Source organism: Streptomyces flavotricini (genome assembly GCF_020639365.1).
GTDB classification, from domain to species: domain Bacteria; phylum Actinomycetota; class Actinomycetes; order Streptomycetales; family Streptomycetaceae; genus Streptomyces; species Streptomyces flavotricini.
Genome location: NZ_JAINUL010000001.1, coordinates 8385906 through 8407698, shown reverse-complemented (window position 1 = coordinate 8407698; position 21793 = coordinate 8385906). Strand labels below are relative to the sequence as shown.

Below are 21793 nucleotides of genomic sequence, written 5' to 3'. Positions count from 1 at the left end.
GTGAACCACGGGGGTGCTCGCTACGACGTGTACGAGGCCGCCCTGTCGCGTACCCGGAGCCCGTAACTCACCCCTCACGGGCAATGACGGACCATTTCGTTAGCAAAACCCAAGCGTGGCGCGCACATGGACCCACGAACGTTAGTAAAGTCCCTCTCATGACTTCGCCCTCGACTCAGAGCGACCGAGAGAAGGTCGTCTCCAAGCTCCCCCCGTGGCTCCGCCAGGAGTTGAAAATCCGCACCGCCCAACTGCGGGTGGACATCCAGGATGCCGTCCACCAGGGAATCGCCCACTGGAGCGCCCTCGCCTCCGCCCCCTCCCCCGTCGACACCTCGGGCGCCGAATCGTTCTCCACCTGGCTGCCCTCCGGCCAGTGGGAGTCCTTCCGCGCCGGCTCCAAGGACCGTGGCGTCTCCCTCATCCAGGGCCTCGCCCAAGCGGTCCGCCTCTGGTTGGAGATGAATCCCGCGCCCACGGTCAGGCGGCCCTCCGTCGTACGCCGCATCGTCGTGTGCAACCAGAAGGGCGGCGTCGGCAAGACCGCCATCACCGCCGGCACGGCAGAAGCCCTCGCCGAGGACCCGGACAGCCTCCACCCGGTCCGCATCGCCCGTCAGCTGGCCCGCCACTCGGCGACCGAAGACGGCGAGGACGGCAGGGCGAGCGGGCACCAGCCCCCCGAGACCACCCCCCTCGACCTCGAAGACCTCCCCGGCCTCGGCATGCGCGTCCTGCTGGTCGACTTCGACCCCCAGGGCCACCTCACCAAGCAGCTCGGCCAGCAGCCCCTGCCCATCGGCGGCGACAGCCTCACCTGCCACATGGCCGGCGAGGCCAAGGGGCCCCTCGCCGACCTGATCGTCCCCGTCCCGGACCAGCGCTTCGGCAACCGCCTCCACCTCCTGCCCGCCTGCACGGACGCCTTCCTCCTCGACGTCCGCCTCTCCACCGTCCGCGCCCGCGAGGCCGCCCTCGAACGCGCGCTGGCCCCCGTCGAGTCCGAGTACGACGTCATCCTCATCGACTGCCCGCCCAGCCTCGGCCTCAGCATGGACGCCGCCATCTACTACGGGCGCCGCCGCGACACCGAGCAGCCGGGTGCCTCCGGCGCGCTGATCGTCGTACAGGCGGAGGACTCGTCAGCCGACGCGTACGACCTCCTCACCTCCCAGATCAACGACCTGCGCGACGACCTCAGCCTCGACATCGACTACCTCGGCCTCGTCGTCAACCTCTACGACGGCCGCCGCGGCTACATCGCGACCTCCTCGCTGCAGGCCTGGATGGACATAAAGGATCCGCGCGTCGTGGCGATCGTGCCCGACCTCAAGGAACAGCGCGAAGCCGTCCGCGTGAAGCAGCCGCTGTTCGTCTACTCACCCAAGGGCGACCAGGCCATCGCGCTGCGCGCCCTCGCCAGGGAGATCTCATGAGCAAGGCCGACAAACTCGGAGTCTCGGCATCCTTCGCCCGGGCCCAGCCCGTCGGCGTCAGCCCCCGCCGCGCGGCGATCGCGGAGGCCACCGGAGCTCCCACCTCCGGCATGGTCGCACCGTCCGAGGTCCCCATCGAGGCGCTCGCCCACAACCCGTTCAACCTCCGGGAGGACCTCACCGAACTCGACGAGCTGGCCCAGTCCCTCATCTCCCGCGGCCAGCTCCAGCCCCTCGCCGTCGCCACCCGCATGGCCTTCATGGAAGCCCACCCGGGCCAGACCGACGGCCTGGGCCGTGCCCCGTACGTGGTCATCGACGGCAACCGCCGTCTCGCGGCGGCCCAGCTGGCCGGCCTGAAGACCATGCACATCCACGTGAACGACGCCCTGTCCGCCTCTGCGGCGGACATCCTGGAGTCGGCGCTCATCGCCAACGTCCACCGCGTGGACGTGGCCCCCATGGACCAGGCGCGTGCGCTCCAGGAGCTCGTCGACGTCCACGGCTCCCAGGCCCAGGTCGCGAAGCGGCTGGGCAAGACGCCCGCCTGGGTCTCCCAGCGCCTGACGCTCCTGAACCTGACCCCGGCGCTCCAGGAGAAGGTCGACACGGGGGAGCTCAAGGTCGAACCGGCCCGCCGGATCGGACGGCTCCCCCAGGAGCAGCAGGAGGCGGCGGCGGACGAGACCCTGAGCTCCCCCAACCCGCCGCGCCAGCGCACGCACACTCCTCCGCAGACCGTTAACGGCGTTAACGCTCCGACCCCGACCCCGACCCCGACCCCGACCCGGACCCCGGATCCGGCTCCCGCCCCGGCCCCGGCCCCAGCCCTTCCGACCGTTAACGCCGTTAACGCTCCGGCCTCGCTACCCGCCGCGCCCCGCATCACGATCGCCACGGACTCCCCGGAAACGATCGCGGACGGCCTCACGGCCCACCTCACCCCGGACGACCTCAAGGCCGTCACCGAGCTCCTGATGCAACGGCTCTGAGCCGGGCATCCGGGGCAGTACCCACGCCGGGGGCGTTAACGCCGTTAACGCCGTTAACGCCGTCAGCGCCCCCACGTGCGCTTCATGTGCGTTCAGCCGTGCGGTTCACCTAGGCTGCACACGGAGGTAAGTACCATGCCCGACGAACAAGAGAGCCTCTTCGCAGCGGTCGACGCGCTGCTCGAGGAAGCCGCCCAGGACCCGCTCCCCCACCCGGACGAGCGCAAGCGCCTGCGCGAAGCCGCGGGCCTGAGCCAGGACCAGATCGCCAAGGCCCTCTCCGTCCGCCGCGAAACGGTCACGTCCTGGGAGACCGGTCGTACGGCCCCCCGCGCCCCCAAGCGCGCCGCCTACGCCCGCCTCCTGGAAGGCCTCTCCACCCTCCACCCGGACCCGCCCGTTAACGCCGTTAACGCCCCGGCTTCGAAGCAGCCGGCCCCGGCACGGCCCCCCGCTCCGGCGCCCCCGACCGTTAACGCCATTGACGCCCCGGCTTCGAAGCAGCCGGCCCCGGCACAGCCCTCAGCCCCGTCGGCCCCGCCGACCGTTAACGCCGTTAACGCCGTCAACGCCCCGGCCCCCGCGCGCACCGCAGTCGCCGCCCGCCCCGTCCCCGTGGAAGGGAACGGTCCCCTCGTCGTCCTCGACGGCACCGACAAGGCCCACGCCGCCCACGGCCTCCTCCTCCCTCTCCCCCCCAAGGCCCGCACCGACCTCCCCACCCTCATCGCCTGGGCCCTCGGCCCCGACGCCGATCTCCGCTCCCCCCGCCTCCACCGCAACGGGAAGGACGGCGACCCCCTCCTCGTCCTCACACCCGCGGCCGCCGAGGCGCTCGGCCTGCCCCCCACCCTCGAGGACCGCCGCACCCTCCGCCTCCCCGACGACCACCCCACCCTCAAGCTCCTCGCCAAGGCCAAGTGGCAGCTCACCCGCCGCGGCTTCGGTCCCTGGCCCCGCATCTACCGCCCCGCCACCCCCACCACCGGCCGCCAGTGCGTCCAGCTCGCGGTCCTCCCCTGGGGCGCCCTCGACGCCCGCGCCTGGGGCGAGCACACCGCCGAGCTCCCCGCTCCGGAACTGGCCGCGCTGCTGACCACGTACGCCGCCCGCGTCCTCACCCCCCGCGGCTCCACCGCCGTCTCCGGTCTCGAACTCATGACGGCCCTGCGCCCGCCCACCCGCGCCGCCCGCAACCCCGAGACCAACACCTGGGAGTCCGCACCCGTCGCCGGCTCCCTCACCCGGGCCGTCGACCCGGCCCCGCCCGAGGCCCCCGACGAGCACCCGGTCGTCGCCGCCCTGTACCCCCGCGCCCACCAGCGCACCCCGGACCAGGTCCTCGACGAAGAGGCGTACGACTGGATCCGCGACCCCCAGCTCCTGACCGACGCCGAATGCGCCCGTGCCCACGCCGTCGGCATCGACGTGAACATGGCCTTCGCCGCGGCGGCCAACCGTCTCCCCGTCGGCATCGGCCCCGCCGTGCACACCCGGAGCCCCCGCTTCGACCCGAAGACCCCCGGCTGCTGGCTCGCGGACCTCTCCTCCCTCGAACTGGACCCCCGCCTGCCCAGCCCCTTCACCCCGAACGGCCATCCGCCCACCGGCCCCGCCTGGTACGCGACCCCGACCCTCGCCTACGCGCAGGAGCTCGGCCACCCCGTCCACGCCACCGAGGCCTGGCTCCGCCCGGACCACGGCCCGTACCTCGACGCCTGGTACACCCGCCTGCGCGACGCGTACATGGCCACCATGGCGGACCTCGGTGTCACCTCCGCGCTCCCCGAGCCCGAGTTCCTCGCGGCGATGGCCGAGCTCCAGGAGCACCCCGATCCCGTCCTGAAACCGGTCCTCTCGGCCATCAAGTCCACCGTCAAGGGCGGCATCGGCAAGCTCCGCGAACGCCCCCAGGGCGCCGCGTACCGCCCGGGCGAACCCTGGCCCGCCCTCGAACGCCCCACCTGGCGCCCCGACATCCGCGCCGCCGTCATTTCCACGGCCCGCGTCAACATGCACCGCAAGATGAACAAGCTCGCCGCCGCCGGGCTGCACCCCATCGCCGTCCTCTCCGACTGCGCGGTGTACCTCTCCGACGGCCCGAGCCCCCTCGACTTCCTCCCCCGCACCCCCGAGGGCAAGCCGCTCCCCGGCGGCTTCCGCCTCGGCGTCAGCCCCGGCATGGTCAAGCACGAGGGCACCCAGTCCCTCCTGTGGGCCGTCGAGATGCTCGACCAGGGACTCAACCCCGCCCGCCACATCAAGGGCCACGACGCCGCGGCCGACGGAGAGTAGCCGGACATGCCCGAGATCGACGACAGCCTCACCCGCGCCGACGAACAGCACTTCACCCGTCCCGTCCCCAAAACGGCGGGTGCCCAGATGCGCTTCCTCGTCAAACAGCTCAAGTCCACCCGCGAGGCGGCCCGCCTGCTCGGCATCTCCCAGCGCACGGTCGAGCGCTACGTCAAGGACCAGCTCAGGCAGCCCAAGCCGGCCCTCGCCGCCCGTTTGGAGTCCGAGGTACGCCGCCGCTGGCAGCCCTTGGTGCGCAAGCGCGCCCGTGCGAAGGCCGCGCAGACGACCGGCCTGGTCATCGAGACCCGCGCCCGCTTCGGCTTCACCGCCGCTCCCGGCACCACCGACGACGGCCGCATGCGCCGCATCACCCAGCACCTGCCCCCGGAGTACGCGGGCCGCCTCTTCGCCGCCCAGGAGGCCGGCGCCGGCGAAGCCCGGCTGCGCGCCATCGCCGCGGAAGGCCTCCAGGAGATCTACTTCAAGGACAACGGCGCCCGCGCCGGCGGCCTGCTGGTGGAGTTCACCGACATCGACTACGTCGACTTCGCGTTCTGAGGACGCACGCGACCGACGCCCACAGGGTCTGAAGGGACCGAGTACGCCATGCCGCTACGACCCGTCCAGGTGAACATCAAGGCCCTCGACGCCGAGGCGCTCGGCCGGTTCTGGGCGGCGGCACTCGGCTGGACCGCCTCCGCCGGGACACCCGGCGTGACCACGTACGTCGGGCCCGCCGGCCCCTTCGTCTGGCCCGACCCGGTCGCCGTCGGCATCGACGTCGTCACCGTCCCGGAAGCCAGGACGGCGGCGAAGAACCGTGTGCACCTCGACCTCGCGACCACGTCCGCGGCCCACCGGGCGGAGCTGGTCGCGCGCCTGCGCTCCCTCGGTGCGACCCCCGCCGACGTGGGCCAGGGCGACGTGCCGTGGACGGTCCTCGCCGACCCCGAGGGCAACGAGTTCTGCGTACTGGAGCCCCGGAAGGTGTACCGCGACACCGGCCCGGTCGCCGCGGTGGTGGTCGACTGCGCGGATCCGCGGGCGATGGCCCGGTTCTGGGACGCGGCGATCGACTGGACCCTGCACGGGGTGTCCGACGATCAGGCGGTGCTGCGCTCGGCCCGGGGCGTCGGCCCGTACCTCGAGTTCATCCGCACGCCCGGCGTGAAGACCGTGCCGGACCGCGTCCATCTCGACCTGCTGGCGTACCCCGGCGACGACGAAACGGGGGAGGCGGCCCGGCTGCGGGCCCTCGGCGCCACCGATCTCGACGTCGGCCAGGGCGACGTGCCGTGGACCTGTCTGACGGATCCGGAAGGCCACGAGCTCTGCGTCCTGGCCCTGTCCTGACCCGGAACGGGCGACAGGACAGGGACCGAACAGGGACCGGAGGGACTCAAGGGACTGAAAAACGGAATCACGAACAAGAAACGGAAACCAGGAATCCGGAAGCCGGGCGACAGGAGAAATCGACCGAAATCAGGCGCCCGATGGCGACCGGCGTCACGCGACCGTGGGCGCCGACAGACCCCGCTGGGAGCGCTCGGTCTTCCTGCCCACCTGCCGCGGCCCGATCGTCCGCGGGTCGACGGCCTCGCCCGGCGCGCCCTCCCGGTACAGGCCGTGCGGCTCCGCATCGCGGTCGTGCGGCAGCAGGTAGAAGACGCGCCGCTTCTGCAGACCGCTGTCCGGATCCGCCTCGGCGGTGTCGCCGAGCTCGGTGAAGCCGATCATGCGGCCGTCCCGGTGGTAGCGCGGCTTCCCCCGGCGGCGGGGCGTTTTGTCCAGGGCCTGGCGCACGTAGTCGAGCTCTTCGGGGTCCTCCAGCCACACCACTTTGTCCTCGTGGGCGAGATCGCTTGATGTCAGTAGCGAGCTCATGGCCTGGGTCCCTCCTCGATCACATGGGCCCGGTGGAGCCCCTGGTCCCTCCACGCCGCGGGCGGCGGCGCCGATGCCGGTATGCAGCAGGGCCCTGCGGGCCGCTGCCGGGTGGTGGGTCTGTTCATCTTCCTTGTCCATCGTAGGCGTGCCCACCCCGGGGCGGCATCACCCATCGTCCGATCACGTCGTGGTTGCCCTGTTCGCCTCGCGCGGAGTCTGCTCCTCATCGGCCAGGAGAGCCAGTCCGGGGTAGAACTTCTGCCCGTTCGAGCGGAGCATCTCGTTGGGCGAGGCGACGCCGACCTCGGCGCGGATGCGTGTGGCGAACGCGCGCGTGGTCGCGGGCCGCAGCCCCTCGCCGTCGAGGCACCAGGCACTGTACGCCCGGTACAGGGCGCCCTGCTCGACCTTGAGGTCGCGGGGATCGGGCAGGTCGGCCCCGCCCGTGGTGCAGCACTCGCCGAGGAACCGCCCGATGTGGTCCTCGGTCGTCGCGTACGCCTGCGTGGCGCTGCGGACGACGCTCGGCCCCGTCAGGGCCGGCTTGGCGGCGAGATAGGCCTTGGCCCCCTGGATCATCCAGTGCAGGATGCCGGGGCCCTCCTCCTGGACGAGCGTCTCCGCCAGATTGTCGATCTTCCGGTGGTCGGGGACGACCTTCTCGAACGGGATGAGCCGGATGCGGCGCCAGAACGCATGTCCGCCGGTGCCGACCTCGGGACGGTGGTTGCCGAGCAGCCAGAGCTTGTGGGTGGGCTCGAAGCTGAAGAAGTCCTGCCGCATCCGCCGGGCCTTGAGCCGGTCACCACCGGTCAGCAGTTTGACCCGGGCCTCGTCGAACTTGTCGTGCGGCTTGAGCTCGCTGCAGACGAACAGGCGCCGCCCGTGCAGCTCGGTCAGCTCGGTGGAGTGCTCGTTGAACTTGCCGCGTTCCATCAGGAAGCCGGGCGGCGCCACGTCCGCGTAGTCCCCGAGGATCTTGATGACGACGTCGAGGAGGGCGGACTTGCCGTTCGCGCCGACGCCGTAGAGGAAGGGCAGGACCTGCCCGCCGACGTCGCCGGTGATGGAGTAGCCGAGCAGGAGATGAAGGAAGTTGATCATCTCCTGCCCCTTCTCGTCGTCCCCGAACGTCTCGTCGAGGAAGCGGTGGAACCGGGGCGTCGGCATCGCCTCGGGCGCCAGGTGCGTGGCGCGCGAGTGCAGGTCCCGCGTGGGGTCGGGCTTGTGCAGGTCGCCCGTACGCAGGTCCACGACGCCCGCCGGGGTGCACAGGGCGTACTTGTCCCCGTCCAGGGTGTCGGGGTCCAGGGCCAGTTCGGGGGAGGCCTTCGCCTGGGTGAGCATGGCCTTGACGCCCGAGGTGGACATCGCGCGCTTGCGGTGCTGGGACAGCTCCCGGTCGGTGAAGTAGCCGCGCGGGTCGTGCAGGGGCAGTTCCTCCGCCATGTCGCCCGCGGCCCAGATCGCGGCCTTCTCGCCGCCGGTGCGCTTCCAGCGGTACTCGTCCCAGACGTACCAGCCGAGCCCCTCGACGTGCCGGAACCGGTCGTGGTGGAGGTGGGCGAAGAGCTTGGCGTTGCCGCGGTCGCTGAGGTTGTGCAGCAGGCCCGTCTGGATGAAGTCGGCGCCGCCCGCGCCGGCGGGGACCGGGGCCGCGTTCTGCTGGGCGGGCAGGCGCCGCTTGCCGCGCGCCGCGGCGGCGGCGAACGCGGCGGACGCCGTGGGCGCCGGCGATCCGGCGGGCGCGGCGGCGCTCTCACCGGTCACGCCCTGATCCACCGTCACCTCGGCCGTGAACGCGGCGAGCTGTTCCGCCGCCGCCTGGGCGTTGAACCCCGTGCTCTTGGCGCTGCTCATGTGCGTTCCTTGGGGTGGATCGGCCGATCGCTTCCGGCGCGCAGCCCTGACTCGACGATGAGGACGTTGCGGCGCGACTGGCGGGGCCGCGCCCGGTCCGCCGCTTCGAGCAGGAGCAGGCGGCCCTCCGCCGCGTCGAGATGGCCGCCCGCGACGAGCCCGCCCGCGGTGAAGGCGGCGCGGTTGAGCTTCTCGCTGAAGGCCGTTCCGGACGGGCTCGCCCCACAGGAGCCGACTTCCTCCAGGAGGCCCCTCAGCAGCCGTCTCCCGGCCTCCTGCCGAACTCCGCGCAGAGGGAGCCCCCGTACGGCTGCGGGAGCCGGAGAAGGGCAGGGAGAGGCCCCGGCGGGCGCGGGGGAGTCCGCGTGTCCCGTACGGACGAGCTCGGCGACCAGCCACAGCGGCAGGGGGGCGGGCAGCCGGGCCCCCGGCAGCGCCTCGTAGACCCCGGCGGCCGTACGCGTCGTCGGAGCCACGATGTAGCCCCCCTCGGCCCGTACGTCGACCTGCCAGGCGAGCGCGACCCGGGAGCTCGACCCGCTGGAACACCGCAGCCGTGGCCCGCCCTTGGGCGCCCGGTACCAGATGTGCATCCCCCCGGACGGCGTGCGGACCCGCAGGGTCGAGGCGTCCTCGCAGGGGTCGGGCCGGGAACGGTGGGCGGCCAGCAGCGCCAAGGTGTCGAATCCGCTCTGCAGGCCGGTCAGGTCGACGCGGTCGTCGATGGGGATGCCGGGCAGCAGCCGCTGCCGGTCGGGCAGCCCGCAGGCGTGGGCGTCCACGTCGATGACCACGAGCCCGGCTGCGCCGCAGGCCACGCCGATGCCGAACTCGGGCTCCCTGCGCCACCATGCGCGCAGGGTGTCCAGGTCGGTGGTGGCCGCGTGGAACCCGTGGCACCAACGGCCCTGCGCGTGGCAGGGGCACGCCTCGGGGGAGTGGTGACGGCCCGTGCACTCCCGGCAGTTCGCGGCGGGCGTCTTGGTCCCGGGGGCCAGGGGGTGCACCGGATAGCCGCGCGAGGCCAGCCAGGCCGCCACGTCCAGCGCCGTCCCGCCGGTCGCGCCGTGGCGCGGGTTCTCGGGATGGACCAGCACTGGCTCTTCCTTGACGCGGTGTCGGGGGCGGCTGTCGGGCACGGCGGTTCGTGTCCCCGGACCCGGTCCCTGACGTACAGGCTGGCTGACCTGCGCCTCAGGGACCAGAGGGACTGAAGATTCACTATCGCGGAGATTACCGCAGGGACTGCGGGGGCTCGGGCGCCAGGCACCGCTATATCGAGAATTCAGTCCCTTCAGTCCCTCAGTCCCTGAAGTTCTACCCTGGTTCGTCCGGAAAAGTTCCGTCTTCGAATCGGCTGCCACCCCGGGCGTGTCGCGACCGACCCCCGGCTCCCCACCGGCGGCTCCAGCGGCCCTCGAGTACGACGCAGGACCTGCATGCCGACCGGAGGCTCCGGCGGGCAGGTCCTGCGAACAGGTGCCGGGACAGGTACTGAACCACTCAGCCCCTCGTTCAGTCCCTCCCTTTTCAGTCCCTCGGCAAACATGCAGGTCAGAGCCTTGCACCCCAGGACTCAGGGACTGAAGGGACTCAGAATCACTACTTCCGCTCTTTACGTGCGTGCGTGTATGCGCGCAGGCATATAAGAAGCCTGGTAGTTCATATCTGGCTCATAACTGGAAAGTTGGGTCCCTTCAGTCCCTGGACCACCGGCCTCAACCCGCTGACCTGCAGGTTTAGGTAGTGACTGAAGGGACAGGGACCGAAGTGTCCCCACCGGCGTTCAGTACCTGTCGGGGGGAGGGAGTACAGGGGGAGGGGGCTCCGCCGCACACCCCCCAGGTTCCGGGAGCCACCGTCCCGGCCGCCCCGGCCACGCCGGAACACCGGTGGATCCGCCCCGCCCGGCCGATTCGGCGAGGGAGGGACGGATCCACCGGGCCGGGCCCGTACGGGCCCGCGATGCGCCGCTTGACGGACACCCACCCGGTCCATGACATCCGTCATGAGAACCCATGAGGCCACTCACTGCGAAGCCGGTGTACGGAGCGCGAAGATCGAGTCATGAACGTCATCACCGAGTGCTGCGGTCCTCCGTCCGGTGCCCCTCCGTCCCGTGGCGGTTCAACGCCGTCCGCGAGGCCCAGACCCGGCTCGTCGTCGCCGAAGGACGCCTGGGCTTCACCCGCGGCCTCCACCACGAGATCCGCGAGGTGGTCGACGGATCCCGCTCCTGAACCCTGCGCCACGGCCCCTCGGCCGGGCACGCCCTCCGACTGACCGTGCACCTACCGACAGGGAGCAGCCGATGATCCGCGTCCTCCTGGCCGACGACGACCCCCTCATCCGCGGCGCGTTCGCCGCACTGCTCTCCCTGGAGGAGGACCTGGAGATCGTGGCCGAGGCGGCCACCGGGCCCGACGCGATCGAGATGGCACTGCGCCACGGGCCGGACGTCGCCGTACTCGACCTCCAGATGCCCGGCAAGGACGGGGTGGCGGTGGCCGAGAGGCTGACGGAGCTCCTCCCGGGCTGCACAACCATGATCGTGACCGGTCACGGCCTCCCCGGCCAGCTCAAGCGCGCCCTCACCCACGGGGTCAGGGGCTTCGTCCTCAAGACGGTCTCCGCCCACGAACTGGCCACCATCATCCGCAGCGTGCACGCGGGCAACCGCTACATCGACCCGGCCCTGGCCGCCGATGCCGTCGGCGAGGGCCCCTCGCCCTGAGCGCCCGCGAGACCGACACCCCCTCGCGCCCCACCGACGGCGCCCCGATCGAGGTCGCCGAACGGGCAGCCCTCGCCCCGGGGCGCCGTCCCCAACACCTTTCCTCGGTCACGACGACGGGCGGCGCCACGCGGGTCGCCGTCACCGCAGTCGCCGTCACGCGTCACGCGTCACGAGGCGATCGTCCCAGGCACCGGACGCGGGGACCGGTACAGCACGCACCGCCGTAGCGGCCCCTCGGGCACGCTCGGGTCCTCGAAGTCGGCGGCCGGGTCCCGCACCATGCCGATCCGGCGCATCACGGCCTGCGAACGCACGTTGGCGAGGGTGGTCGTCGCGATGATCTCCGGCAGCCCGAGGGTCTGGAAGCCGAAGTCCAGACAGGCCAGGCCGGCCTCGGTGGCGTAACCGTGCCCCCACGCCGAACGCGCCAGCCGCCACCCGACGTCCACCCCCGCGAACGGCATGCCCGCGTCCACCACGTCCAGGCCGGCGCGGCCGAGGAACTCGCCGCTCTCCCGGCTTTCCAGCGCCCACCACCCGAAACCCCGCCGGTCGAAGTCGGCGCGCATGTGCGCCACCACGGCATCGCTCTGCTCCCGCGCCAGCGGTTCCCCCAGGTGCTCGCGGACTTCGGGGTCGGCCATCATCGCCGCCCACGGCTCGAGGTCGGACTCCCGCCACCGGCGGAGCAGGAGACGTGCGGTGCGCAGTTCTGACATGCCGTCCACCCAACGCCTTCGCGATCCGGATGTCGACCGGATTGATGACTGCCGAATGGAGCGAATGGTGCTAGCGTCATTGGCATCATGTTGCTGAGGCTGAACATCGCGGACAACCGCCCCCTCCACGAACAGGTGGCCGGCTCCATCCGGCGCGCCATCGCCGAGGGGGAGTGCGGGCCGGGCGACCGGCTGCCTCCCGCGCGGGAGTTGTCGCAGGCACTGGGCGTCAACGCCAACACGGTGCTTCGGGCCCTGCGCGCCCTGCGCGACGAAGGGCTGCTGGAGTTCCGGCGCGGTCGCGGGGTCACCGTGGCCGGCGGCGCGGACGGACGGTCGGCGCTGCTGGAGCGCGTACGGGAGCTGGTGGCCGACGGCGCGCGACTGGGGTACGGCAAGGCCGAACTCATAGAGATGATCAAGGAGGCGCAGTGAAGGACCGTGGGGGATCGAAGAGCGTGGCGGCGTTGGGGACGGCCGCCTGGGCGGCCGGGATCCTCGCCCTGCTCGTGGCACTGCCCCTGGCGGCGCGCAGGGGCTTCGATGACCGACTGGCCACGCACTGGGGCGCCTTGGGGCAGCCCGACGGCTCGCTCCCGCTCTGGGGCGCCGTACTGCTGCCGGCCTCGATCTGGACCGTGCTCGTCGTCGCCGCCGTGTTCTGGCGTGCGGCCCGCCGCTGGCGTGCGGCGGTACTCCTCTCGTGCGGGGTGCTGCTGGCGGGGGAGCAGCTCGCGATCGTACGGGCGAACCTCCACCACGCGGACTGGCACGACGCGGACTCGGTCACGGTCGGGGCCGTGGTCACGGTCGTGGCGGCAGCGGTCGCCGGCCTCGCGGGCATCCTCGCGAGCCGCCGGCCCACCACACCCGCCTCGCCCCCGCAGGGCCCCCGGATGGACATCCCCGCAGGCGAACGCCGGGTATGGCTCTCCCGCACCACGAACCCGTGGCTGACCCTCCTCGCGGCGGTCACCGGGCTGGTCGCACTGGCCGCGCTGCTCGCCGGGATCGGCGATCCCACGAAGCCGATGTGGCTGCTGATCGTGCCGTTCGCGGTGGTCTCGATGACCGTACTGGCCTGCTCCTCGGTACGGGTACGCATCGCCGAGCGCGGTCTGGACGTGGCCTTCGGCCCCCTCGGGTGGCCCGTACGGCGCTGGGCCGCGGCGGACATCGACTGGGCCCGCGCCGAGACCCGCACCCCGGCGCAGGTCGGCGGCTGGGGCTACCGCCTCAGCGGCCTGGGCACGACGGTGATGCTCCGCAGCGGCGCATGCCTGGTCATCCGCTCCAAGGGCAAGGACTTCGCGGTCACGGTCGACGACGCCGAACGAGCCGCGGCCCTCCTGAACTCCCTGACCGCGAACCCCGCCGAACGCCCCTGACCCGAGGTCCTCCGCCGCCCGCCCCTCTCCTCGCCGCATGCTTCTGCCGCGCACCCGCCAGGTCGTCACCCGCCACTTCGACGGGCGGATCCACGTTTACGACCTGGCCCGCGCCGGCTTCGGCGAACTGGCGCCCACCGCCGTGTTCCGCCCGCGCGCCGGGGACGAGGTGGTGTCCTCGGCGGTCCGGCCCGACCTCCGCGGGGCGGTGTACACCACCCTGAACCGAGAGGCGAAGAGGACCGAGGAACGAGCCTGGCTGGGCGAGGTCTCCGCCGTCGTCCTGCAACAGTCCCTCCGGGACCTGGACACCGCCTACAAGAACTTCTTCGACAGCCTCAAGGGCAAGCGCTCGCGCATGGGCGCTCCCAGATTCAAGAGCCGCACAGAGAACCGGCAGGCCCTCCGCTTCACCACCAACGCCCGATGGTCGATCACGACTGGCGGAGACCTACGGCTCCCGAAGGTCGGGGACGTGCGGGTCAAGTGGTCCCGCAACCTTCCCTCCACGCCGTCCACGGTCACCGTGATCAAGGACGCGGCCGGTCGGTACTTCGCCTCGTTCGTGGTCGAGACCGCCCCCGAGGCCTTGCCCGCTACGGAGGCCGTGGTCGGAATCGACCTGGGCCTGACTCACTTCGCGATCCTCTCCGACGGCACGAAGATCGACAGCCCCCGATTCCTGCGACGGGCTGAGAAGAAGCTGAAGAAGGCGCAGCAGAACCTGAGCCGGAAGGCGAGGGGATCGGCGAACCGGGCGAGAGCCCGAGTCAAGGTCGCTCGCGCCCACGCACGGACCGCCGACGCAAGGCGCGAGTTCCACCATCAGCTCTCCACCAAGCTGATCCGCGAAAACCAAGCGGTCGCAGTGGAAGACCTGGCGGTCAAGGGACTCGCCCGCACTCGCATGGCCAAGTCCGTGCACGACGCTGGATGGTCGGCGTTCACCACGATGCTGGAGTACAAGGCCGCCCGGTACGGGCGCACCTTCATTCGCATCGGACGGTTCGAGCCTACGTCTCAGGTCTGCTCGACCTGCGGCGTCAAGGACGGCCCGAAGCCCCTGCACATCCGAGAGTGGACATGGCGGGCCTGCGGGGTGGTATTGGACCGGGACATCAACGCGGCGGTCAACGTCGCCAAAGCCGCCGGACTGGCGGTGTCAGCCTGCGGAGCGCGGGTAAGACCGGGGCTCGTCCCGGCACAGCGCGAAGAAACAGGAACCCACCGAGACGGTCAGATGACCATGGTAGGAATCCCCTCCCTTCAAGGAGGGGAGCGGAAGTCAATGCGCCCACCCGGACCACAACGCACTCGGGTCCTTTCGCCGCTTCCGCGCGAAGCGGCAGGAGCGCAAGGAGGAGAAGCGCCAGGCGACCGAGGCCAAGAGGGCGGCCAAGGCGGCGCCCGCACCCGGAACCCGTGAGGACCTCCTGGCCCTGATGTCCCGGCTGGCCACGGACCTGCCGGTCTACATCGAAGAGCTGGCCATCATCACCGACTCGGCCGCCGCCGAGTCGCGCATCGAGAAGGTCACCAGGGCCTCGGCCCGGCGGACGCTCGCCGCCGAGCAGCGCACCGCCCTGGCGGAGGAGGCCGGGGAGCAGGCCATCGCCGAACTGGACGAGGCCGGGCAGGGCTTCGAAGAGGAGACGGAGCGGATCCGCAAGGAGACGGCGCAGCAGGTGGCCGACGTTGAGTTCGTCCGGGCCGAGCTCGAACGCCACCGGGAGCGCGTCGCCCACCTGGAGGAGCGCCTGGACAGGGCCCGCGAGGAGGCGGACACCGCCCGCCGCGAGCGCGCGGACCTCGCCCTCCACCTCGAACGCCACCACGCGGATGACACGGACCACGCCGCCTGCGCCGTCCCCGTACGGTCCCCCGCCCCGCAGATGACGTAAGGGCCAGGGGGCCGGGCCCACCCGTACGGTTCCCGGCCCTTACGCACCGCGCCGTCAGGCGCTGCGCTGCCTGCGCAGCAGGAGCCCGCTCAGGGCGATCGCGCCGAGCAGCAGCCCCGTACCCGTCGCGAAGGCCACGTGGTAGCCGCCGGTGAGGGCTTCGGCCCGGCCGCTGCCGGCAGCGGCCAGGCTTCGGGTGCGGGAGGCGGCCAGGGTGGAGAGGACGGCCACGCCGAGGGCCATCCCGATCTGCTGGGTGGTGTTGAACAGCCCCGAGGCGAGCCCCGCGTCCTCCTTTCCGGCCCCGGACATCGCCAGAGAGGTGAGCGCCGGCGTGGCCAGCCCGAACCCCGCGGCGAGCAGCATCACCGGCAGCAGGTCGGTGGCGTACCGGGCATGGACCGGCAGCCGCGTCAGCAGGGCGAGGGCGAGGACGAGCAGGGCCAATCCGGCCACCAGCACGCGCCGTTCGCCGAACCGGGCCATCAGCCGGGCCGACGCGCCCAGGGAGACCACCCCTATCACCACGGCCGCCGGAAGCATCGCCAGACCCGTCGCGGCGGCCCCGTACCCCAGCACCTTCTGCAGGTAGAGCGCCACCAGGACCTGGAACGAGAACAACGCGGCCACCATCAGCATCTGGACCAGATTGGCCCCGACCACCGTCCGCGAGCGCAGGATCCGCAAGGGGATCAGCGGGTTGCGCCCACGGCGCTGGCGACGGACGAACAGGACCAGCAGGGCCACGGCGACGCCCCCGAGGCCGAGGGTCTGCGGGGACGCCCACCCGTGTTCCTCCACCCCGACCACCGAGTAGATGCCGAGCATCAGCCCCGCGGTGACCAGCAGCGCCCCTGGTACGTCGGCGCCGGCGCGTACCCCCAGCCCCCGGTCGGCGGGGAGCGCGGGCACGGCGAGCAGCACGGCGGCGAGCCCGATGGGCAGGTTGATGAAGAAGATCCAGTGCCAGTCGAGGCCGTCGGTGAGGATCCCGCCGAACACCTGGCCCAGCGAGGCACCGGCGGCGCCGGTGAACGAGAAGACGGCGATGGCCCTGGCCCGCTCGCGGGCTTCGGTGAACAGGGTGATCAGGATGCCGAGGCCGACCGCTGAGGCCATCGCGCTTCCGGCGCCCTGGAGGAACCGGGCGGCGATGAGCTGAGCGGGGGAGACGGCGAACCCGGCGAGTACCGAGGCCGCCGTGAACACCGCGGTCCCGGCCAGGAACATCCGCTTGCGGCCGACCAGGTCGCCGAGACGCCCGGCGAGCAGCAGCAGACTGCCGAAGGCGATCAGGTACGCGTTGACGACCCAGCTCAGCCCGGCGGGCGTGAAATCGAGGTCGTCCTGCATGGCCGGCATCGCCACGGTGACGATGCTGCCGTCGAGGACCGTCATCAGCATTCCGGTGGCGAGCACACCGAGCGCGGTCCACCGCGACCGCAACCCCCAACCCTCTGGCCCGACGGGTGCGGGAATTTCCGCAGCAACAGCAACACGATTCACAGGTGTCTCTCCCATCGGCACAGCCCCAAAGGAACATCGGAACCGTAACAGATAGTTTTGTTGCAGACGATATTCAACGGATCGAATTGTTAGACTGCTCGCATGACCGCGATGGCGCCCGCCCGAACCCAGCCCGATCTCTCCTTCCTCCTGGACCGCACCAGCCACACCCTGCGCACCCGCATGGCAGCGGCCCTGGGAGAGATCGGCCTCACCGCCCGGATGCACTGCGTCCTCGTCCACGCGCTGGAGGAGGAGCGGACCCAGATCCAACTGGCGGAGATCGGCGACATGGACAAGACGACGATGGTCGTCACGGTCGACGCCCTGGAGAAGGCGGGCCTGGCCGAGCGGCGGCCCTCCGCCAAGGACCGGCGGGCACGCATCATCGCGGTCACCGAACGGGGAGCCGCCCTCGCCGCCACCAGCCGGCGGATCGTCGACGAGGTGCACGCCGAAGCTCTGGCCTCCCTCACCCCCGCCGATCGCGAAACCCTGCTGCGCGTCCTGGCCGTCCTGGCCGAGGGCCCCCTGGAGACCCCGGCGGAAACCCCCCGCCCCACCCGCCGCGCCCGCCAATGACCCGAAACGACCTTGCCGACACGGACGCTGTGGTGATGACATGGCCAGGTCCGAAGTCGGCGTTCACAAGGGGGATGTGGCGTGGTCGAGCTGGGTGTGTTCCTGGGCTTGATGGGTGTGGCGGCGGCATGGCTGGTGAGGACTCTGCTGCGCCGCGGCAGGCGTCGTACGGAGAATGCGGACGGCCTCCTGATAGAGCTGGCGCGCACCGCGCAGGCGAGCAGCGACCGGAGTTCGTACAACTCGAACGCCGTGCACAACTCGATCACGCACGGCACCGCCTACCGCCCCTGACCCGACTCCGCAGACCGATCCCGACCGGGCCCGGCTCGCCGGCGCCCGTCCCGCGGATCACTGCCGAGGCCGCATCCCCCGGATGCTAGCTTCCTCCCCGTGGCGGAACACCAGGACGAAACCAGAGCGGCCTACGACGACGTCGTCGACCTCTACGCGTCGCTGTTCGCCGACCGGCTGGAGACGCGGCCGTTCGCGCGGGCCATGATCGGCACCTTCGTCGAGCTGGTGCGCGGTACGGGAAACCCGAGGACGGCCGATGTCGGATGCGGTCCCGGGCATCTGACGGCCATGCTGCACGACCTGGAGCTGGACGCCTTTGGGCTCGACATCTCCCCGGCCATGGTCGACCACGCCCGGCGGGCCCATCCGGCGATCCGGTTCGACGAGGCCCGCATGGAGGCCCTGCCGGTCGAGGACCGTGCGCTCGGCGGCGTCCTGGCCCACTACTCGATGATCCACACCCCGCCGGGCGAACTGCCCGCGCTGCTCGCCGAACAAGTACGCGTCCTGGCACCGGGAGGCCTGCTCCTGGTCTCGTTCTTCGCGACCGACGGACGGCCGGAGCCGGTCCGCTTCGACCACAAGGTGACGCCCGCCTACAGCTGGCCGGTGGACCGCTTCGCCGAGCTGCTGGCCGAAGCCGGCCTCGTACCCTTCGCCCGGCTGGTCCACGACCCGAACTCCGAACGGGGCTTCCTGGAGGCCCACTTGCTGGCCCGCCGCCCGTAGGACGCCACGGAGGACGCCTCAGTCCGTCCCCTCGGGCGGCGCCGTGCGAGACGCACGACGCCCCTGCCACCACATGCTCACACCGGCGAGCCCACCGGCGGCGACGAAGAAGCCCGCCTTGACCGCGGCCTTCCCGGACAGCCAGGCCGCGCCGACGCCCAGGTTCAGCCCCAGCCACCAGAAGATCGCACACACGCCCGCCGCGGCGAGCACTCCCGCCACGACCCCCATCGCAGCCCGCGGCCATCGGCGTCCGCCGGCACCGTCCCCCGTGTCACTGGTCATGCGCACAACACTAGAACCCCGTGCACGCGACCTTCGTCCTACGAACGATGACCGTGCGCGCGACTTTCGTCGCGAAAGCCGTCACGAACGCAGACGGGCGTTGAGCCGGGCGGCCTGGCGCGTCAGGTGGTCCCGCTCGGCGAGGTCGGGTGCCTTGTGGGCCGCCTCGGCGTACAGCCGGGCCGCGGTCATCAGGTCCCCGTCGCGCTCGTGCAGGTACGCGGCCACCGCGGTGTGCCGGGGCAGTGAGTCGTCCAGCGCCGCGAGCGCCGCCAGGCCTGCGCGCGGTCCGTCCGCCTCGCCGACGGCGACCGCGCGGTTGAGGCGTACGACCGGGCTCTGCGTCAGGCGCGCGAGCTCGTCGTACCACTCCACGATCTGCACCCAGTCCGTCTCCTCGGCGGTCCGCGCGTCGGCGTGGAGCGCCGCGATGGCGGCCTGGGCCTGGAACTCGCCCAACCGGTCGCGGGCGAGGGCCGCCTGCAGGATGCGCACCCCCTCGGCGATAGACGCCGTGTCCCACCGGCCGCGGTCCTGCTCGGCGAGCGGTACGAGGCTGCCGTCGGGGGCGGTCCGGCTGGCGCGCCGGGCATGGTGGAGCAGCATGAGCGCGAGCAGCCCCGCCACTTCGGGGTGGTCGATCGCGGCGGCGAGCTGGCGGGTCAGCCGGATCGCCTCGGCGGCGAGGTCCACCTCGCCGGAGTAGCCCTCGTTGAAGACCAGGTAGAGGACGCGCAACACGGTGGAGACGTCGCCGGGCTGATCGAAGCGCACCCCCGAAAGCGTCCGCTTCGCCCGGCTGATCCTTTGTGCCATGGTCGCCTCGGGCACCAGGTACGCCCGGGCGATCTGCCGGGTGGTGAGACCGCCGACGGCGCGCAGGGTGAGCGCGACCGCCGACGACGGCGTCAGCGAGGGGTGGGCGCAGAGGAAGTAGAGCTGGAGCGTGTCGTCCACCGCGGGCGAGGGCCCGGGCGCCGGCTCCTCCTCGACGCGGTCCTCACGCCTGCGCCGTGAAGCGTCGGCCCGGGTCGCGTCGAGGAACCGCCGCCAGGCGACGGTGACGAGCCATCCCTTCGCATCCCGCGGCGGGTCGGCCGGCCAGACACGGACCGCCTCGACCAGGGCGTCCTGCACCGCGTCCTCGGCCGCCGCGAAGTCTGCTCCGCGGCGGACGAGGACGGCGAGGACACCCGGTGTGAGGCTCCGGAGCAGTGCCTCGTCCATGGACGGGCTCACTCCGTGATGGTGGGCGGCGCGGTCAGGAAGGGGCGCAGCTCGAGCCACTCGTGGATCGGCTTCCCGCCCGCGCCGGGAGCGGCCGACAGCTCCCCGGCCAGCTCGACGGCGCGCTCGTAGCTGTCGACGTCGATCACCATCCACCCGGCGATCAGGTCCTTGGTCTCGGCGAACGGCCCGTCGGTGACCGGCGGGCGCCCCTCGCCGTCGTACCGGACGAACGTCCCCTCGGGGGCGAGCGCCTGCCCGTCGACGAACTCACCGGTCCCCTCGAGCCGGGCCGCGAAGTCGTGCATGTACTGCATGTGCGCCGAGATCTCCTCGGGCGTCCACTGATCCATGGGCACGTCGTTGACCGGAGCCGGGGCGCCACGGTAGTGCTTGAGCAGCAGGTACTTGGCCATGGTGTCTCTCCTCGGTGCTGATGCGACCCATTCTGGCCGCCTTCACTCCAAGGACGGAGCCACCCACGCCTTCTCGACACCCCCGCCCATCTTTTCTTGACTCGCGTACTGGATCGCGATGCCGGCGCACCCCCCCACGACGCTCCTCGACAAATCCGCGTCACGTCGGACCGGCGAGCACGGACCTTCGTCGACTGATCCCAAGGCGCTCGGATGCGCTTCTCGAATTGACGCGCCGACGGGGGTGAAAAAGGCTGGGAGCGTGTCCAGGGACGAGAAGGACAAGCTGACTGTCAAGTACACCGACGGCGAAACAGTCCTCACGGCGTACATCTCTCAAGAGTGGAACGACGCTCCCCCCATGCCTCCGCTCCCCGCTGACCAACCCGGCCCCGCGTCCGATGTCTGGCGCCGCCGCCCCAGGTCAGAGCGTCGCCTCCACGGGGAGGGCATCCACTGGGTCCAGCTCAGGGCGCCTGATGTGAAGAATGCCCAGGCCTTCTCGGGATTGCTGGATCGGCAGAGCCGTGACGGGACCACAGCACACTTCTGGTGTGAGCGCGACGTGTGGTTGGACCTGTTGACCCTGCTGGACGTACGCCCACCGCTTCCCCCTGTCGTGGAATGGCCACGCAAGGCAGAACGCCATGGCAGATGACACGGCAGGAGGACGACCGATGCCCGGTGGGGGCACCACCACGCCTGAGGCCGCAGAGGCACTGACAGCTGAGGTCATCGGATCGACCGAGTCCTACCGCAGGTTGGGAGAGATCTTCATCTCCGTCCTCGCGGCCGTCCCGGCAGCGACACTGCTCACCTCGCTCATCCGCGCTCCGGGCGAGGAAGGGCTCAACGGATGGCGGCTGGGGTGGGGCCTCACCTGTGGTTCAGTCGCTCTGCTTGCCAGTGTCTGGCTCGCGGTCCGCATGCGTCAGCCGGTTGAGATCGAGCTCACAGAACTGAAGCGGTTCGACATCAACAGGGTTCTCGGCACGCGGCAGAAGGATGTCGACGGCCTGCTCGAGCGGATCGATCAGCTCCAGCAGGCTCGGGCAGACGCCCGATCCGATGCCGAGCGGGCAGATGCGGAGAGAGGCCTCAGAGGGGTCCTCAGGACGCTGGAAAGCGTCCATCTGCTCGCCACTGCGGACAAGCTGCGCGAACGGGTGACCAGTCCCCTCTCCTGGTTGCTCGTGACCTGTGCCGTTGCTGCTTCGGCGCTTGCAGTGTTCTTCCTCGCCACGGCCGTGAACTCCAAAGCCGCAGATTCGCCCATGCCGGTCGTCAAAGTGACGCTCACCCCCGCTGGAGCCAAGCAGCTCGGTTGTCCGATCACCTTCACGGCGCTCAAACTCGCCGGCTCCGACGCGGAACCGTACGTGGTTCCCATGGACGGCACCAGGTGCACGGCCGGCGTCTACTTGAAGCTGAAGACCGGGAAGGAGCCGATCGCGGAAGTCGAGCCCCTCACGCCGCTGGCGACTTCGACGGCGTCACCCACGGCCACCCCCTGATAGTGCCTGGGACTGCTGC

22 protein-coding genes and 1 pseudogene are annotated in these 21793 nt (G+C 71.4%); 15 read left to right on the top strand and 8 right to left on the bottom strand.

All coding sequences use genetic code 11. The annotated features are described in order from the left end of the window. The first annotated feature begins 158 nt into the window (after positions 1-158). From K7B10_RS38610 to K7B10_RS38590, 5 genes are all read left to right on the top strand, one after another. Entirely contained in the window at positions 159-1436 is a 1278-nt protein-coding gene (locus K7B10_RS38610; RefSeq protein WP_229344193.1) for a ParA family protein, read from the top strand. Then, positions 1433-2428 carry a ParB/RepB/Spo0J family partition protein gene (locus tag K7B10_RS38605; RefSeq protein WP_229344191.1) on the top strand — a complete coding sequence of 332 codons (996 nt, stop codon included), beginning with the start codon at positions 1433-1435 and terminating at the stop codon, positions 2426-2428. The genes K7B10_RS38610 and K7B10_RS38605 overlap by 4 nt, the downstream gene beginning before the upstream one ends. A 135-nt stretch (positions 2429-2563) precedes the next feature. After that, entirely contained in the window at positions 2564-4723 is a 2160-nt protein-coding gene (gene tap, locus K7B10_RS38600; protein ID WP_229344188.1) for a telomere-associated protein Tap, read from the top strand. Between the two features lie 6 nt (positions 4724-4729). Next, positions 4730-5284, top strand: coding sequence for a telomere-protecting terminal protein Tpg (tpg, locus tag K7B10_RS38595; RefSeq protein WP_229344186.1), 555 nt, complete (start codon positions 4730-4732; stop codon positions 5282-5284). Positions 5285-5332: 48 nt separating this feature from the next. Then, positions 5333-6079, top strand: a complete 747-nt coding sequence (locus tag K7B10_RS38590; RefSeq protein ID WP_229344185.1) for a VOC family protein — start codon at positions 5333-5335, stop codon at positions 6077-6079. A gap of 153 nt (positions 6080-6232) precedes the next feature. Here K7B10_RS38590 and K7B10_RS38585 read toward each other — a convergent pair whose 3' ends face one another. The 3 genes from K7B10_RS38585 to K7B10_RS38575 all read right to left on the bottom strand — a co-directional run bounded on the left by K7B10_RS38585 (position 6233) and on the right by K7B10_RS38575 (position 9570). Beyond that, entirely contained in the window at positions 6233-6610 is a 378-nt protein-coding gene (locus K7B10_RS38585) for a DUF6009 family protein (protein WP_030872546.1), read from the bottom strand. A 183-nt stretch (positions 6611-6793) separates the two neighbouring features. Beyond that, positions 6794-8473: a DNA primase family protein gene (locus K7B10_RS38580; protein WP_229344184.1), complete on the bottom strand. Its 1680-nt coding sequence runs from the start codon at positions 8471-8473 to the stop codon at positions 6794-6796. Then, positions 8470-9570, bottom strand: coding sequence for a bifunctional DNA primase/polymerase (locus K7B10_RS38575; RefSeq protein ID WP_229344182.1), 1101 nt, complete (start codon positions 9568-9570; stop codon positions 8470-8472). The genes K7B10_RS38580 and K7B10_RS38575 overlap by 4 nt, the downstream gene beginning before the upstream one ends. A gap of 987 nt (positions 9571-10557) precedes the next feature. On the opposite strand from K7B10_RS38575, the gene K7B10_RS38570 reads away from it, so the two are divergent. Then, on the top strand, positions 10558-10713 hold the full coding sequence (locus K7B10_RS38570; RefSeq protein ID WP_229344180.1) for a hypothetical protein: 156 nt from the start codon (positions 10558-10560) through the stop codon (positions 10711-10713). 71 nt (positions 10714-10784) lie between these two features. Beyond that, a pseudogene (locus K7B10_RS38565) lies at positions 10785-11437 on the top strand (response regulator). Here the strand turns inward: K7B10_RS38565 and K7B10_RS38560 are convergent. Beyond that, entirely contained in the window at positions 11378-11929 is a 552-nt protein-coding gene (locus tag K7B10_RS38560) for a GNAT family N-acetyltransferase (protein ID WP_229344177.1), read from the bottom strand. The pseudogene K7B10_RS38565 and the gene K7B10_RS38560 overlap by 60 nt on opposite strands. Before the next feature lie 87 nt (positions 11930-12016). Here K7B10_RS38560 and K7B10_RS38555 point away from each other — a divergent pair, with 87 nt between their 5' ends. The 4 genes from K7B10_RS38555 to K7B10_RS38540 all read left to right on the top strand — a co-directional run bounded on the left by K7B10_RS38555 (position 12017) and on the right by K7B10_RS38540 (position 15218). Next, complete coding sequence (locus K7B10_RS38555; RefSeq protein WP_229344175.1) at positions 12017-12364, top strand: GntR family transcriptional regulator; 348 nt, start codon at positions 12017-12019, stop codon at positions 12362-12364. Continuing rightward, a complete protein-coding gene (locus tag K7B10_RS38550) occupies positions 12361-13317 on the top strand; it encodes a DUF1648 domain-containing protein (protein ID WP_229344173.1) in 957 nt (318 codons plus the stop codon). Before K7B10_RS38555 ends, K7B10_RS38550 begins: the two co-directional genes overlap by 4 nt. A gap of 208 nt (positions 13318-13525) precedes the next feature. Next, positions 13526-14743 carry an RNA-guided endonuclease InsQ/TnpB family protein gene (locus K7B10_RS38545; RefSeq protein WP_229344171.1) on the top strand — a complete coding sequence of 406 codons (1218 nt, stop codon included), beginning with the start codon at positions 13526-13528 and terminating at the stop codon, positions 14741-14743. Between the two features lie 16 nt (positions 14744-14759). After that, positions 14760-15218: a hypothetical protein gene (locus K7B10_RS38540; protein WP_229344168.1), complete on the top strand. Its 459-nt coding sequence runs from the start codon at positions 14760-14762 to the stop codon at positions 15216-15218. A 54-nt stretch (positions 15219-15272) separates the two neighbouring features. Here K7B10_RS38540 and K7B10_RS38535 read toward each other — a convergent pair whose 3' ends face one another. Then, complete coding sequence (locus tag K7B10_RS38535; RefSeq protein WP_229345719.1) at positions 15273-16622, bottom strand: MFS transporter; 1350 nt, start codon at positions 16620-16622, stop codon at positions 15273-15275. Between the two features lie 204 nt (positions 16623-16826). On the opposite strand from K7B10_RS38535, the gene K7B10_RS38530 reads away from it, so the two are divergent. The 3 genes from K7B10_RS38530 (at position 16827) to K7B10_RS38520 (ending at position 18332) form a co-directional block, all read left to right on the top strand. Then, positions 16827-17306 carry a MarR family winged helix-turn-helix transcriptional regulator gene (locus tag K7B10_RS38530; RefSeq protein WP_229344166.1) on the top strand — a complete coding sequence of 160 codons (480 nt, stop codon included), beginning with the start codon at positions 16827-16829 and terminating at the stop codon, positions 17304-17306. Between the two features lie 81 nt (positions 17307-17387). After that, a complete protein-coding gene (locus K7B10_RS38525; RefSeq protein ID WP_229344163.1) occupies positions 17388-17600 on the top strand; it encodes a hypothetical protein in 213 nt (70 codons plus the stop codon). Between the two features lie 99 nt (positions 17601-17699). Continuing rightward, on the top strand, positions 17700-18332 hold the full coding sequence (locus K7B10_RS38520) for a class I SAM-dependent methyltransferase (RefSeq protein WP_229344160.1): 633 nt from the start codon (positions 17700-17702) through the stop codon (positions 18330-18332). Between the two features lie 18 nt (positions 18333-18350). Here K7B10_RS38520 and K7B10_RS38515 read toward each other — a convergent pair whose 3' ends face one another. The 3 genes from K7B10_RS38515 to K7B10_RS38505 all read right to left on the bottom strand — a co-directional run bounded on the left by K7B10_RS38515 (position 18351) and on the right by K7B10_RS38505 (position 20260). After that, complete coding sequence (locus K7B10_RS38515; RefSeq protein WP_229344157.1) at positions 18351-18617, bottom strand: hypothetical protein; 267 nt, start codon at positions 18615-18617, stop codon at positions 18351-18353. A gap of 81 nt (positions 18618-18698) precedes the next feature. Continuing rightward, positions 18699-19844, bottom strand: coding sequence for an RNA polymerase sigma factor (locus K7B10_RS38510; protein ID WP_229345718.1), 1146 nt, complete (start codon positions 19842-19844; stop codon positions 18699-18701). Between the two features lie 8 nt (positions 19845-19852). After that, positions 19853-20260 (bottom strand): YciI family protein, encoded by a 408-nt coding sequence (locus K7B10_RS38505; RefSeq protein WP_229344155.1) that lies wholly within the window; start codon positions 20258-20260, stop codon positions 19853-19855. A gap of 647 nt (positions 20261-20907) precedes the next feature. Here K7B10_RS38505 and K7B10_RS38500 point away from each other — a divergent pair. After that, entirely contained in the window at positions 20908-21774 is an 867-nt protein-coding gene (locus tag K7B10_RS38500) for a hypothetical protein (RefSeq protein ID WP_229344153.1), read from the top strand. Positions 21775-21793: the final 19 nt, after the last annotated feature.

What these genes read in the sequence shown, in the direction of transcription:
- K7B10_RS38605 (WP_229344191.1), top strand. Translation starts at nt 1,433, where the DNA reads ATGAGCAAGGCCGACAAACTCGGAGTCTCGGCATCCTTCGCCCGGGCC.
- K7B10_RS38580 (WP_229344184.1), bottom strand. Translation starts at nt 8,473, where the DNA reads ATGAGCAGCGCCAAGAGCACGGGGTTCAACGCCCAGGCGGCGGCGGAA.
- K7B10_RS38610 (WP_229344193.1), top strand. Translation starts at nt 159, where the DNA reads ATGACTTCGCCCTCGACTCAGAGCGACCGAGAGAAGGTCGTCTCCAAG.
- K7B10_RS38500 (WP_229344153.1), top strand. Translation starts at nt 20,908, where the DNA reads ATGGCAGATGACACGGCAGGAGGACGACCGATGCCCGGTGGGGGCACC.
- K7B10_RS38515 (WP_229344157.1), bottom strand. Translation starts at nt 18,617, where the DNA reads ATGACCAGTGACACGGGGGACGGTGCCGGCGGACGCCGATGGCCGCGG.
- K7B10_RS38535 (WP_229345719.1), bottom strand. Translation starts at nt 16,622, where the DNA reads ATGCTGATGACGGTCCTCGACGGCAGCATCGTCACCGTGGCGATGCCG.
- K7B10_RS38540 (WP_229344168.1), top strand. Translation starts at nt 14,760, where the DNA reads ATGTCCCGGCTGGCCACGGACCTGCCGGTCTACATCGAAGAGCTGGCC.
- K7B10_RS38585 (WP_030872546.1), bottom strand. Translation starts at nt 6,610, where the DNA reads ATGAGCTCGCTACTGACATCAAGCGATCTCGCCCACGAGGACAAAGTG.
- K7B10_RS38505 (WP_229344155.1), bottom strand. Translation starts at nt 20,260, where the DNA reads ATGGCCAAGTACCTGCTGCTCAAGCACTACCGTGGCGCCCCGGCTCCG.
- K7B10_RS38555 (WP_229344175.1), top strand. Translation starts at nt 12,017, where the DNA reads ATGTTGCTGAGGCTGAACATCGCGGACAACCGCCCCCTCCACGAACAG.
- K7B10_RS38510 (WP_229345718.1), bottom strand. Translation starts at nt 19,844, where the DNA reads ATGGACGAGGCACTGCTCCGGAGCCTCACACCGGGTGTCCTCGCCGTC.
- K7B10_RS38560 (WP_229344177.1), bottom strand. Translation starts at nt 11,929, where the DNA reads ATGTCAGAACTGCGCACCGCACGTCTCCTGCTCCGCCGGTGGCGGGAG.
- K7B10_RS38590 (WP_229344185.1), top strand. Translation starts at nt 5,333, where the DNA reads ATGCCGCTACGACCCGTCCAGGTGAACATCAAGGCCCTCGACGCCGAG.
- K7B10_RS38530 (WP_229344166.1), top strand. Translation starts at nt 16,827, where the DNA reads ATGACCGCGATGGCGCCCGCCCGAACCCAGCCCGATCTCTCCTTCCTC.
- tpg (WP_229344186.1), top strand. Translation starts at nt 4,730, where the DNA reads ATGCCCGAGATCGACGACAGCCTCACCCGCGCCGACGAACAGCACTTC.
- tap (WP_229344188.1), top strand. Translation starts at nt 2,564, where the DNA reads ATGCCCGACGAACAAGAGAGCCTCTTCGCAGCGGTCGACGCGCTGCTC.